The organism is Actinocrispum sp. NPDC049592 (assembly GCF_040675465.1).
In the GTDB taxonomy this organism is placed as follows: Bacteria; Actinomycetota; Actinomycetes; order Mycobacteriales; family Pseudonocardiaceae; genus Kibdelosporangium.
Map to the genome: position 1 here is coordinate 219,310 of NZ_JBFAPA010000020.1, position 12,321 is coordinate 231,630.

Genomic DNA, 12,321 nt, shown 5'->3' on the forward strand with positions numbered 1-12,321 from the left:
GTAACACCCGGTGCCGCACAGTTCACAGCCGGGAAACGTGGCATGCGATCCCAGGAAACACCACTTCCCGATGCTGCCCTCGCAAAACACTGCACGGGAGGACGATGTGAACGCAGGAGACACAGCCTGGATCCTGGCTAGTGCCGCCCTGGTCATGCTGATGACCCCGGGGCTCGCGTTCTTCTACGGCGGCATGGTCCGCTCGAAGAGCGTGCTGAACATGCTGATGATGAACTTCATCGCGCTGGGCGTGGTCGGGGTTCTCTGGGTGCTCTACGGGTACACGCTCGCGTTCGGCAACGACGCGTTCGGCGGCCTGGTGGGCAACTTCGACAACGCGGGCCTGGCCGGCACGGTAGGTGCCGCGACCGGGACGGCGGCCCCGGCCGAGTCCCCATGGGACGGCCACCAGTACCCCGTGCTGGCGTTCGTGATGTTCCAGCTAATGTTCGCGATCATCACGGTCGCGCTGATCTCCGGTTCCATCGCCGACCGCACCAAGTTCTGGGCCTGGTCGCTGTTCGTGGTGCTGTGGTCCACGATCGTGTACTTCCCGGTGGCGCACTGGGTCTTCGCGTTCTCCTCCTCGGACGGCTCGGTCATCGGCGGGTGGATAGCCAACCAGCTCAAAGCACTCGACTTCGCCGGTGGTACCGCGGTGCACATCAACGCCGGTGCGGCGGGCCTGGCGCTGGCGATCGTGCTGGGCAAGCGGGTCGGCTGGCCCAAGGACACCGGCCGCCCGCACAACGTCCCGTTCGTGCTGCTCGGCGCCTCGCTGCTGTGGTTCGGCTGGTACGGCTTCAACGCGGGCTCGGCGCTGGGCGCCAACCAGCTCGCCTCGGTCGCGTTCACCACGACCACCGTGGCCACCGCCGCCGCGATCCTCGGCTGGCTGCTCATCGAGCAGATCAAGTTCGGCAAGCCGACCACCCTGGGCGCGGCGTCCGGCGCGGTCGCCGGCCTGGTCGCGATCACCCCGGCCGCGGGCTTCGTCAACCCGATCGGCGCGGTGGCCATCGGCCTCATCGCCGGCATCCTGTGCGCACTGGCGGTCAGCCTCAAGTTCAAGTTCGGCCTGGACGACTCGCTCGACGTGGTCGGCGTGCACCTGGTCGGCGGCCTGACCGGCACCCTGCTGATCGGCTTCTTCGCCACCACCCAGGTCAACTCGGCCGGCGCGGACGGCCTGTTCTACGGCGGCGGGTTCAGCCAGCTCGGCAAGCAGGCCATCGCGGCCTTCGCGGTGCTCGGCTACTCGTTCGTGATCACCCTGATCCTCGGCTTCCTGATCAAGGTCACCATCGGGTTCCGGGTCAGCAAGGAGGACGAGGTCACCGGCGTCGACGAGGCACTGCACGCCGAGGGTGCGTACGACTTCGGCGGGCTGGGCGGCAGCCACGGTTCGCTGGGCAACACTGTCAAGCCCACCGGTGCACACTCCGCGGCTCTTGAGGAGAGCAAGGCATGAAACTCGTTACCGCGATCATCAAGCCGTTCACGCTGGACGACGTGAAGGCCGCCCTTGAGCAGCTGGGCGTGCTGGGCATGACCGTCAGCGAGGTCCGGGGCTACGGGCGGCAGAAGGGCCACACCGAGGTCTACCGCGGCGCCGAGTACGCCGTCGACTTCGTGCAGAAGGTGCGCATCGAGGTGCTCACCGACGACGCGGCCGTGGACAAGGTGGTGGACGCCGTCGTCGAGTCGGCGCGCACCGGCAAGATCGGTGACGGCAAGGTGTGGGTGACGCCAGTCGACACCATTGTCCGCGTGCGGACTGGAGAACGAGGCACAGACGCGCTGTGACCACTCCGGGGGGAGCTCCATCCGCCGCTGATCTCGTCCAGGCCCGTGACCGGCTGCTCGCGCCGGTCACGGGCCAGCGGCGCCTCGCGCCCGAAGCCCTGCGCGAGGCCTTGGCCGACCTGCACGAGTTCTGGCTCACCGCACACGCCTCGACCGCCGGGATCGGCACGGACCAGGGGGTCGCGCTGGTCGCCGTGGGCGGCCTGGGCCGTCGTGAACTGGTCCCGTACGCCGATCTGGACCTTCTGCTGGTGCACGAGGGCAGGTCGGGCGCGGTGGCCGGGCTGGCCGAACAACTCTGGTATCCACTGTGGAACTCCGGCATCGGCCTGGACCACTCGGTCCGGACCGTCGGTGAGGCGCTCGACGTGGCCGCCAGCGACCTGCGCACGGCCGTCGGCCTGCTCGACCTCAGGCACATCGCGGGCGACCCCGCCGTGTCCGAGCGGCTCGGTGCGCTCGCCCGGGACCGGTGGCGAACCGGCGCCCGCAAACGCATCCCGGAACTGGCCGAGTCCGCCCGTGCCCGCTGGCAGCGCAGCGGCGAGGTCGCGCACTGGGTCGAACCCGATCTCAAACACGGCCGTGGCGGCCTGCGGGACTACGGGCTGCTGCGCGCGATGGCCGCGGCTCAGCTGGTCGACCGGCCCGGTGAGGAACTGCAGCACGCGCACAGGCTGCTGCTGGACGTTCGCACCGAGCTGCGCAGGATGGTCCGGCGTGCCAACGATGTACTGCATGCGCAGGACGGTGACGAGGTCGCGCTGACGCTGAACCAGGGCGACCGGTTCGACCTCGCACGTGCGTTGTCCGGCGCCGGTCGCACGATCGCCTATGCCGTGGACGTTGCCGTGCGGTCCGTTGTGTCCGAACCTCGGCGCGTGCTCAGCCGTCTGCGCCGAGGGCCGGAACGGCGGCCGTTGGACGAAGGCGTTGTGCTGCACGGCAACGAGGTCACCTTGGCCCGTGACGCCGAACCTCATCGCGACCCCGCGTTGCTGCTCCGGGTGGCCGCCGCGGCCGCTCGGAGCGGGTACCCGATCGCGTCCGCGACGCTGTCCCGGCTGGCCGAGACCGCGCCCGAACCCCGTGCGCCCTGGCCGGTCCAGGCCCGCGACGAGCTGATCTCGTTGCTGGGTGCTGGGGAGGGCATCGTCGACGTGATCGAGTCGTTGGACCGCAGCGGGTTGTGGGCCCGGCTGTTCCCCGAATGGGGGCACATCCGGGACCTGCCGCCGCGCGACGCGGCGCACAAGTGGACCGTCGACCGGCACCTCGTGCAGTCGACGGCGATCGCGAGCAGGCTCGTCACCCGCGTCGCCCGGCCGGACCTGCTGCTGCTCGGGGCGTTGCTGCACGACATCGGCAAGGGCCGCAAGGCCGACCACTCGGAGGTCGGCGCCGCGCTGGCCACCCAGGTCGGCGAGCGGCTCGGACTGTCCAAACCGGACGTCGACACCCTGTCCGCGATGGTCCGCCACCACCTGTTGCTGCCGGACACCGCCACTCGGCGGGATGTGACCGACGAGTCCACCATCGTGCGTGTCGCCGACACGCTCGGTGGCGACCCGGTCCTGCTGGAGCTGCTGCACGCGCTGGCCGAGGCCGACTCGCTGGCCACCGGGCCGGGCGTGTGGACGGAGTGGAAGGCCGGCCTGATCGCCGACCTCGTCCGCTACAGCCGCCAGGCGATGGCTGGTGAGCCCATAGCCAGGCCGGACCCGCTCGACCCGCCCCATCGCCTCCAGGCGGAATCCGTTGCGTTGTCGGGCAAACATGACGTTGTTGTGGAATCGTCCGGCCGGACCGCGACCATCACGGTGTTCGCGCCGGACCGCCCGGGGCTGTTGTCACGGGCGGCGGGCGTGCTGGCGCTGCACTCGCTCGAGGTCCACTCGGCCTCGGGTGACTCGCACGCGGGCGTCGCGGTCGAGACGTTCACCGCCTCGCCCCGGTTCGGTTCGCTGCCCAACGCGGCCCTGCTGAAGGAACAACTGGGCCTGGCGTTGTCCGACGCGCTGCCGTTGGGCGACCGGCTCGCGGCCAAGGAACGCGACTACGGCGGCCGTCCCGACGACGCGCCCGAGCCCAAGGTGCTCTGGTTCGACGACGAGGCCGGCAAGGAGTACCCGGGGGCGGTCGTCCTGGAACTGCGGGCGGCGGACCGGATCGGCCTGCTCTACCGGGTCGCCGAGGCCCTGGAACACGGCGGCGCGGACATCCAGTGGGTCCGCGCGGTGACGTTGGGCGGGACGGCGGTCGACTCGTTCTGCGTCCGCGCGGCCGACGGCGGCCCGTTACCGGCCGCGAACCGCCGTGAGCTGGCCCAAGCCGTGCTCACCGCGTCGATGATCTAGAAACCACTCACCCCGGTTGAGTAGTCCTACCTGGTGCGATCCAGGGGCGTTCACGCTGCTGCGGCGCCCCTGGTCACCGGCATTGTGGTCACGCACGGGAAAGACGGGACCACGGGGTCGTTGAGGGAGTCCGCCCAGGCGGGGGCCGGGCGGGTGACCAGGTGGAGCCGTCCGGACCGTGAGCCGCCCGGACGGGGCCCATCGAGGGGTGGGGCCCTCCCCGGGCGGTTCTCGCACGTCCCCCATTCCTCCCCCGTGTGTCCCCCATTCCTCCGCCCCGTGTCCCCCTTTGCTCCAGGGCGTGTCCCCCGTTCGTCCCCCGCGTGTCCCACATTCGCGTAGGCCGTGTTCCACGTTCGCGTAGGCCGAGTTCCACGTTCGCGTAGGCCGAGTTCCCCCGTACGCCCGCCGGGAAGGCGTTAGCTGGCGTCCTTCGGCAGGGCGTCCATCATGGTCTTGAGCAGGGTTTTGCTCTTCGCGCACACGTCACCGCCCGAGTAGAGCAGCATGTGCGAGCGCAGCCACATGTTCTTGGCGACCGCGACGGCGGTGTCGCACTGCTTGTCGCCCTCGCGGTACTCGAACGCCGTGTTGCCCTCGAACTCCGCGGTCTTGGCGCCCTCCGGGTGGGTGATCACCGAGGCGGTCACCAGGCCGTCGACCTTGACCGACCCGCTCGCCGGGACCTTGTACGCGCAGCTGCCGGTGTTCACGCCCTGGGTGTCCGGAACGACCGTCGCGCCGACGGCCTTGCCGACCGCGTCGGCAGGCGCGGTCTTCGCGCAGTCGAGCTTGTCGCTGATCTGTTTCGGGTTGCGGATAACGACTTTCCCCTCGTCGGTACCCGTAGGTGCTTGCTGTGGAACACCTTCGGTGGCTGTCGAGCACCCTCCCAGAGCGATTATCGTTGATATACAAAATAAAACGGCGGCTCGACGAGTGTTCACGGCGAGTCAGAGTAGCGGGACGATCAACCCTCCGGGCCCCGAGTTGGACGATCGTTCACAGCCCGCCCGGCGGGTACGACTACCCTGGAGGCCTGAGGGTCCCCGACGAAACGACGATGCCTGGAGCTGTACCCGTGTTCGATACGCTTTCCGACCGGCTGACATCGGTCCTGCAGAATCTGCGTGGCAAGGGCCGGTTGTCCGACGCGGACATCGACACGACCGCGCGCGAGATCCGGATCGCGCTGCTCGAGGCGGACGTCGCGCTGCCCGTGGTGCGCGAGTTCATCGCCCAGATCAAGGAGCGCGCCAAGGGTGCCGAGGTGCACGGCGCGCTCAACCCGGCGCAGCAGGTCGTCAAGATCGTCAACGAGGAGCTCATCGCGATCCTCGGCGGCGAGACCCGCAGGCTGCGGTTCGCCAAGCAGCCGCCGACCGTCATCATGCTGGCCGGTCTGCAGGGCTCCGGTAAGACGACCCTGGCCGGCAAGCTGGCCCGCTGGCTGCGCAACCAGGGGCATGCCCCGCTCCTGGTCGCGTGTGACCTGCAGCGGCCCAACGCGGTCACCCAGCTGCAAGTCGTCGGCGAGCGTGCCGGTGTGCCGGTGTTCGCGCCCGAGCCCGGCAACGGCGTCGGCGACCCGGTGGACGTCTCCCGCCGTGCGATCGACGAGGCCAAGCGTGCCCAGCACGACCTGGTCATCGTCGACACTGCGGGCCGCCTCGGTGTGGACGAAGAGCTGATGAAGCAGGCCGCGGACATCCGCGACGCCGTGCAGCCGGACGAGATCCTGTTCGTGGTCGACGCCATGATCGGTCAGGACGCGGTCACCACGGCCGAGGCGTTCCGCGACGGCGTCGGCTTCACCGGTGTCGTGCTGACCAAGCTCGACGGTGACGCCCGAGGTGGTGCGGCGCTGTCGGTCCGCCAGGTCACCGGCCAGCCGATCATGTTCGCGTCCAACGGTGAGAAGCTCGAGGACTTCGACGCCTTCCACCCGGACCGGATGGCCGGCCGGATCCTCGGCATGGGTGACGTGCTCACCCTGATCGAGCAGGCCCAGGAGGTCTTCGACCAGGACCAGGCCCAGCAGGCGGCGCAGAAGCTGACCGCCGGCCAGCTGACCCTGGAGGACTTCCTCGAGCAGATGCTCGCGGTGCGCAGGATGGGCCCGATCGGCAACCTGCTGGGCATGCTGCCCGGCGGCGCGCAGATGAAGGAAGCCGCGGCCAACATCGACGACAAGCACCTGGACCGGCTGCAGGCGATCATCCGCGGCATGACCCCGGCCGAGCGGGCCGACCCCAAGATGATCAACGCGTCCCGCCGGGCCCGCATCGCCAACGGCTCGGGTGTCCGGGTCGCCGAGGTGAACGACCTGGTCAACCGGTTCTTCGAGGCCCGCAAGATGATGCAGCAGATGGCCGGCCGGTTCGGTCTCGGCGGCGGTGGCGGGATGAGCCGCAAGGCCAAGAAGAACGCCCGCAAGAAGGGCCAGAAGGTCAAGGGTCGTGGCAACCTGCCCGCGCTGCCCGGGTTCCCCGGTGGCGCCCCGGACCTGTCGCACCTGCCGCCCGGCCTGAACGAGCTGCCCCCGGGTCTGGCCGGCCTCGACCAGCTGCCGCCCGGGTTCGACCCGTCGAAGCTGAAGTTCCCGAAGAACAAGTGACCTCCCTGCACCTGCGGGGAGTGGTGCTCCCCGGCGAAGAGACCCGTGACCTGTGGGTGGTCAACGGCCGCATCCGGTTCACCCCGGTGCCCTACGCGGAGACCGTCGTGGACGGCGGCTTCCTCGTGCCGGGGCTGGTCGACGCCCACTGCCACATCGGCATCTCGCCGTCGGGCAACCCGTCGCTCGAGGAGGCCGAGCAGCAGGCGCTGGTCGACCGGGACACCGGGACCCTGCTGGTGCGCGACTGCGGCGCGCCGATCGACACCCGTCCGCTGCAGGAACGCCTGGAACTGCCCAGGATCGTGCGCGCGGGCCGGCACATCTCCCGGCCCAAGCGCTACATCCGCTACCTCGGCGTCGAGCTCGAGGACCCGGCCCAGCTGCCGGACGCGGTCGCCGAGCAGGCCGCGTACGGCGACGGCTGGGTGAAGCTGGTCGGCGACTGGATCGACCGGTCGGTGGGCGACCTGGCGCCGTTGTGGCCGGACGACGTGCTGGCCCAGGCGATCAAGGTCGCGCACGACGCGGGCGCCCGGGTCACCGCGCACGTGTTCGGCGAGGACGCCATCCCGGGTCTGGTCGCCGCCGGGATCGACTGCATCGAGCACGGCACGGGGCTGACGGAGTCCTCGGTGTCGGCGATGGCCGCGGCCGGGACCGCGCTCGTGCCGACGCTGATCAACATCGAGACGTTCCCCAGCCTGGCAGCGGGTGCCGACAAGTACCCCATCTACGCGGCGCACATGCTCCAGTTGCACGCCGGTGTGGCCGATACCGTCCGTATGGCGATTGAGGCGGGGATACCGGTGTACGCCGGGACGGACGCCGGTGGCGGGATCGAGCACGGCCGGCTGGCCGACGAGATCGAGGCGCTGCACCGGGTCGGCATGACCCCCGAGCAAGCACTTGCTTCGGGCTCGTGGGCGGCTCGCGGCTGGCTCGGCTACTCCGGTATCGAGGACGGCGCGGCGGCCGACATCGTCGCCTACCCGGCGGATCCCCGGACCGACCTGAGCGTGCTACGCACCCCCTCGCGCATTCTGCTGCGCGGGCGAATTATCTCGTGACACGCTGAACCATGTCGTGACACGCCGACACACACCGTAGTCTCCAGTTCAGGTCGCGCACTCCGGCGCGGCCAGTTGTCATCGCCGGAGGACGCCCGTGAGAAAACCACTGCCACGGGAGCCCGAGATCATGACCGCGGAGCCGGAAGCCGAAACGCCCGCGCCGCCCCCGTCCCACCGCTGGGGGATTGGCGCGTTCCTGCTCGTCGAAGCGGTGTTGCTGGCGTCCGCCGCGTTCATCAGCGCGATCCTGCAGCCCACCGGCTCGGACAACTCGTCGCTGACGGCGGTGATCGTGCTCGGCTCGGTCCTGCCGGGCGTTATAGCGGCGGGCGTGGCGTTGCTGATCACGCGGTTGCGGGGCAACGGTCCCCGGATCGACCTGCGCTGGAGCTACAAGCGCAAGGACTTCTGGGTCGGCCTGAAGTTCGGCCTGATCGGCCTGGTGCTGACCACGGTCGCGGCGATGGTGTGGACCAAGCTGGTCGGCCCGGAGAACGCCACCTCGAACTTCAGCGCCCTGGTGGACCAGCATCCGCTGCCCGCCTACGCGGCGGTGATCATGTTCGTGTACGCGTGGCTGATCGGCCCGCTGTGCGAGGAGATCATCTTCCGCGGGCTGCTGTGGGGTGCGCTGGAACGGCTGGGCTGGGGGCGCTGGGCGGTGTTCGGGCTTTCCACGGCGGTGTTCGCGGTGAGTCACCTCGAGCCGCTGCGGACCTCGCTGCTGATCGTGATCGGGATCCCGATCGGGCTGGCCCGGCTGGTCACCGGCAGGCTGGGGGCGAGCGTGGTGGCCCACTCGGTGAACAACTTCGCGCCGGCGTTGACGGTGCTGCTCGTGTCCCTGGGAGTGATGTCGGCCTGATGGACCTCAACAGCGACCTCGGTGAGGGGTTCGGTGTCTGGACGCTCGGCGACGACGCGGCCCTGCTGGGGGTGGTGACCTCGGCGAACGTGGCCTGCGGGTTCCACGCGGGTGATCCCCGGACGATGCGCACGGTCTGCGCGTTGGCGGCCGCCGAGGGCGTCGCGATCGGGGCCCAGGTCTCCTACCGGGATCTGGCCGGGTTCGGGCGCCGGTTCATCGACGTTGACCCGGTCGAGCTGGCCGACGACGTGCTGTACCAGATCGGGGCACTGTCGGCGTTCGCGAAGGCCGCGGGCACCCGCGTCGCCTACGTCAAACCCCACGGCGCCCTCTACAACGCGATCGTCCACCACGCCGAGCAGGCCGCCGCGGTGGTCGCCGGGGTCGAGGCCTTCGGCGACGTGCCCGTGCTGGGCCTGCCCGGCTCGGAGTTCCTCAAGGCCGCCGCGGCCGTCGGCCTTCGAACTGTAGGGGAGGCGTTCGCCGACCGCGGCTACACGCCGCAGGGCACGTTGGTCCCGCGCCGTGAGCCTGGGGCGTTGTTGACCTCGACGGACGATGTGGTCGACCGCGCCATGCGCCTCGCCAATGCTCAGGAGATCGTCGCTGTCGACGGCACGGTGATCCCCGCGACCGAAGTCGGCTCCCTTTGTCTGCACGGCGACACCCCCGGTGCGGTCCAGCACGCCCAAGCCGTGCGGACCGCCCTGGAGGAGGCCGGTGTGACCCTGGAGAGCCCCTGGTGAGTTAGAAGGTGAGGAGCACGAGGATGGGCGGCAGCGCCTGTCCGATGGCCCCACCCCAGCTGGATCCCTTGGGACGCCCGAGACCCAGCCAGTCGGAAACCCCGAGCACAACCCCGCAGACCGCCATGAACACACACGTGTACGTGATGAACGGGCCGCCGACTGCGGTGTCGCCGTTCCGCATGGCGATCACGCCGAACACCATGCCCCCGGCCAGCATCAGGTTGTAGAACCCCTGGTTCACCGACCACAGCAGAACGCCGGGCACATCCTTCGCGGCGATCTTGAAAAACCCCTGGTGCACCCAAGACCGCTGGAACAGAAAAGATTCCAGTACCCACACACCGACGTGGATGGCGATGGCGATCCACGCGAAGACCTGCGCGATGACACTCATAGCGTGATCCCGTGCCGCGCAAGGACATCCGAGAGGGCCATACCGCTGCTGGCATCCCGGAAGAACCCACCCATCGCCCCAATGGCAAGGAACTTGGCGGTAGGAGAGTGGACGGTGAAGGTGTTCAGAGCCCCGGCCGGGATGGTGACCGAAGACCCGGGCGCAAGATCATAAATCTCCTCCCCGACCAGAACCCCCATCCGCCCGAACAACATGTAGTAGGTCTTGGTCCACGGCTCGGCATGCGGCGGCACGGAAGCACCCCGAACTGCATCAACCTCGAACACGTCATCGGCCTTGACGGTGATCTGAGCATCCGGCATACAGAGCTCCTCACCCTCCCCAGCCCCACAGAAATAACCAGTGATCGTCATACCCCCACGCTAAAAACCACCCACCCCCCACTCCATCCCGAAATCACGGGATGCCCCCACCCACTCCCCACCCTCCAACCCCACCCAAACCCCACCGCACTTCCCAGCTCCGCCCACCTCTTCAACACCGCACCGCCAGCTCTCGACCCCGCACTTCAACACCCGACCGCGGCTCCCACTCCGCCTTCTCTCGCTTCTCAGCCCAACTCTCACCCTGGGTTTCCTGCCTAACTGCCGCCCCGTCTCAATGACGCGCCCCGGTGCCCGCCCCGCCTTCTCTCGCTTCTCAGCCCAACTCCCACCCTGGGTTCCCTGCCCAGCTCCCGCCCCGCCTCGTCACAACGGCCAACTCGACTCTCAGCCCAAGTCCACGCCCGGATCCCAACCCAACTCCCACCCCCGGGCTCGCGCTCCGCTTCATCTCGACGCCCAGCTCAACCCTCGGCCCAACTCGTAACCCGTGGTTCCTGTCCGACTCCTACCCCTGGTTGCTTGCTCCAAGTCCCGGCCCACGGCTTTCAACCCAAATCCACCGGCCTCATCACAACGCCCAGTTCGATTCTCAGTCCTGGCTCACGCCTGGTTCCCTGCCCGACTCCCGTCCCGGCTCGCAGCCCAACTCCCACCCAGACTCCGGCGCTGCCTCATCTCAACGGCCGTCCCACCTGACCCCGCTTCATGCTCACCTCTACGCCCTAGGCGACCACCCTTCCCGCCCATCACCGGGCACCCCGCCGATCCCGGGCCAACCCAACCGGCCTTCGCCCACCCACCCGATGATCGTTCCTCCGGTCGATCTCTGGGTTTGTCCCAAGCGTGCTCTCCTGCCTCCTGTTTGATCGCTCGTCCGGCGGAGCTTGGGGCATCCCCCAACCCGCCTTCGGCCACTCACTCGTTGATCGTCCGGTTCGACATCCCGCGATCGCGGGATGTCGCAGGTCGGCGGGTGCGGCGCATACTTCGGCCATGTGGGAGGGGAGTGCGCATGCGGCGCGGCGTGATATCGCTGCGCTGGCGTCGGCCGGGCTTGGGGTCGCCGAGTTGCACGCCGCCGCCATCGACATCGTGGACCGGGTCGTGCCCACCGAACTGACCTGCTGGGCGTCGATGGACCCGGACACCACTGTGATCAGCTCGATGACCAGCGGCTCGGTCCGGATCCCGCAGGAGTACGAACCGGTTCTGGCCACCAGCGAGTACTCGGGTACCGAACCGCACACCTTCGCCGACCTGGCCCAGCGCTCGAACCCGGTCGCCCGCCTCTCCGATCTCCCGATGAACGCGCGCGGTCTGCGTTTCAACGAAGTCTGGCGCCCGCTGGGTCTCAGCCACGAGGTTCGTGCGGTGTTCCGTGTGGACGGTGCGTGCTGGGGCGCCGCTGGCCTGGTCCGCCAAGGCGACTTCACGGACCGCGAAGTCGAGTTCCTCGCTGCGATCGCCCCGACCCTGGCCACCGCCACCCGGGTCGCCGCCCGCTGCGCTCCCGAGCCCGCCACGCTCGACCCGGCGATCGTCATCGTCGGCGAGGACCTCACACCCCGCGCGACAACCGCGGCGGCTGCCGCGTGGCAGGCCGAACTCGACGAGATCGCCCCGGGCCGCTTCCTGGTGATGCTCCGAGTCGTGGCCGTCGGAGCCCAGTCCACCGGCACCTTCCGCGCCCGTATCCGCGACGCCAACGAAGGCTGGATCCTCCTCCAAGCCAGCAAACTGATCTCTGACACCACAACGGAAACGGTGGTCACGATCGAACGCGCCTCCGGCGCCGACCTGATGCCCCTCCTCTTCGCTGCCTACGGCCTCACCCCACGCGAGCGTGAGATCTGCCACGAACTGATCACCGGCGGCACCACCACAGAGATAGCCGCCCGCCTCACCATCACGCCCAGAACCCTTCAGGACCACCTCAAATCGATCTTCACCAAACTGAACGTCCACAGCAGAGCCGCCCTGACAGCCAAACTCCGCCCCTGACAGCCAGACTTCGCCCCTGACAGCCAGACTTCGCCCCTGACAGCCAGACTTCGCCCCTGACAGCCAGACTTCGCCCCTGACAGCCAGACTTCGCCCCTGACAGCCAGAC

The 12,321-nt window shown here is 69.1% G+C and carries 11 protein-coding genes; 8 read left to right on the plus strand and 3 right to left on the minus strand.

Annotated elements, in window-relative coordinates; all coding sequences use genetic code 11:
- Window positions 1-70 precede the first annotated feature (70 nt).
- From AB0J95_RS39945 to AB0J95_RS39955, 3 genes are read left to right on the plus strand one after another with little or no spacing between them, the layout of a single operon-like run.
- Window positions 71-1,471: an ammonium transporter gene (locus AB0J95_RS39945; RefSeq protein WP_364770103.1), complete on the plus strand. Its 1,401-nt coding sequence runs from the start codon at window positions 71-73 to the stop codon at window positions 1,469-1,471.
- Entirely contained in the window at window positions 1,468-1,806 is a 339-nt protein-coding gene (locus tag AB0J95_RS39950; protein ID WP_364770105.1) for a P-II family nitrogen regulator, read from the plus strand. Before AB0J95_RS39945 ends, AB0J95_RS39950 begins: the two co-directional genes overlap by 4 nt.
- A complete protein-coding gene (locus AB0J95_RS39955) occupies window positions 1,803-4,163 on the plus strand; it encodes a [protein-PII] uridylyltransferase (RefSeq protein ID WP_364770107.1) in 2,361 nt (786 codons plus the stop codon). Before AB0J95_RS39950 ends, AB0J95_RS39955 begins: the two co-directional genes overlap by 4 nt.
- 419 nt (window positions 4,164-4,582) lie before the next feature.
- On the opposite strand, the gene AB0J95_RS39960 is transcribed toward AB0J95_RS39955, so the two are convergent.
- Complete coding sequence (locus AB0J95_RS39960; protein WP_364770109.1) at window positions 4,583-5,110, minus strand: hypothetical protein; 528 nt, start codon at window positions 5,108-5,110, stop codon at window positions 4,583-4,585.
- A gap of 134 nt (window positions 5,111-5,244) precedes the next feature.
- On the opposite strand from AB0J95_RS39960, the gene ffh reads away from it, so the two are divergent.
- From ffh to AB0J95_RS39980, 4 genes are all read left to right on the plus strand, one after another.
- Window positions 5,245-6,780, plus strand: coding sequence for a signal recognition particle protein (ffh, locus tag AB0J95_RS39965; protein ID WP_364770111.1), 1,536 nt, complete (start codon window positions 5,245-5,247; stop codon window positions 6,778-6,780).
- On the plus strand, window positions 6,777-7,850 hold the full coding sequence (locus AB0J95_RS39970) for an amidohydrolase family protein (protein ID WP_364770113.1): 1,074 nt from the start codon (window positions 6,777-6,779) through the stop codon (window positions 7,848-7,850). Before ffh ends, AB0J95_RS39970 begins: the two co-directional genes overlap by 4 nt.
- Window positions 7,851-7,980: 130 nt before the next feature.
- Window positions 7,981-8,718, plus strand: a complete 738-nt coding sequence (locus AB0J95_RS39975) for a type II CAAX endopeptidase family protein (protein ID WP_364770212.1) — start codon at window positions 7,981-7,983, stop codon at window positions 8,716-8,718.
- Window positions 8,718-9,467 carry a 5-oxoprolinase subunit PxpA gene (locus AB0J95_RS39980; protein WP_364770115.1) on the plus strand — a complete coding sequence of 250 codons (750 nt, stop codon included), beginning with the start codon at window positions 8,718-8,720 and terminating at the stop codon, window positions 9,465-9,467. The genes AB0J95_RS39975 and AB0J95_RS39980 overlap by 1 nt, the downstream gene beginning before the upstream one ends.
- A 1-nt stretch (window position 9,468) precedes the next feature.
- On the opposite strand, the gene AB0J95_RS39985 is transcribed toward AB0J95_RS39980, so the two are convergent.
- Window positions 9,469-9,864 (minus strand): DUF1304 domain-containing protein, encoded by a 396-nt coding sequence (locus AB0J95_RS39985; protein ID WP_364770117.1) that lies wholly within the window; start codon window positions 9,862-9,864, stop codon window positions 9,469-9,471.
- Window positions 9,861-10,238 (minus strand): cupin domain-containing protein, encoded by a 378-nt coding sequence (locus AB0J95_RS39990; RefSeq protein WP_364770119.1) that lies wholly within the window; start codon window positions 10,236-10,238, stop codon window positions 9,861-9,863. Before AB0J95_RS39990 ends, AB0J95_RS39985 begins: the two co-directional genes overlap by 4 nt.
- Before the next feature lie 966 nt (window positions 10,239-11,204).
- Between AB0J95_RS39990 and AB0J95_RS39995 the strand changes: the two genes are divergently transcribed.
- Complete coding sequence (locus AB0J95_RS39995; protein WP_364770121.1) at window positions 11,205-12,212, plus strand: helix-turn-helix transcriptional regulator; 1,008 nt, start codon at window positions 11,205-11,207, stop codon at window positions 12,210-12,212.
- The last annotated feature ends 109 nt before the right edge of the window (window positions 12,213-12,321 follow it).

Excerpts from the sequence above, each read along its gene's own strand:
- AB0J95_RS39990 (WP_364770119.1), bottom strand. The coding sequence starts at position 10,238 with ATGACGATCACTGGTTATTTCTGTGGGGCTGGGGAGGGTGAGGAGCTC.
- AB0J95_RS39945 (WP_364770103.1), top strand. The coding sequence starts at position 71 with ATGCTGCCCTCGCAAAACACTGCACGGGAGGACGATGTGAACGCAGGA.
- AB0J95_RS39995 (WP_364770121.1), top strand. The coding sequence starts at position 11,205 with ATGTGGGAGGGGAGTGCGCATGCGGCGCGGCGTGATATCGCTGCGCTG.
- AB0J95_RS39980 (WP_364770115.1), top strand. The coding sequence starts at position 8,718 with ATGGACCTCAACAGCGACCTCGGTGAGGGGTTCGGTGTCTGGACGCTC.
- AB0J95_RS39950 (WP_364770105.1), top strand. The coding sequence starts at position 1,468 with ATGAAACTCGTTACCGCGATCATCAAGCCGTTCACGCTGGACGACGTG.
- AB0J95_RS39975 (WP_364770212.1), top strand. The coding sequence starts at position 7,981 with ATGACCGCGGAGCCGGAAGCCGAAACGCCCGCGCCGCCCCCGTCCCAC.
- AB0J95_RS39985 (WP_364770117.1), bottom strand. The coding sequence starts at position 9,864 with ATGAGTGTCATCGCGCAGGTCTTCGCGTGGATCGCCATCGCCATCCAC.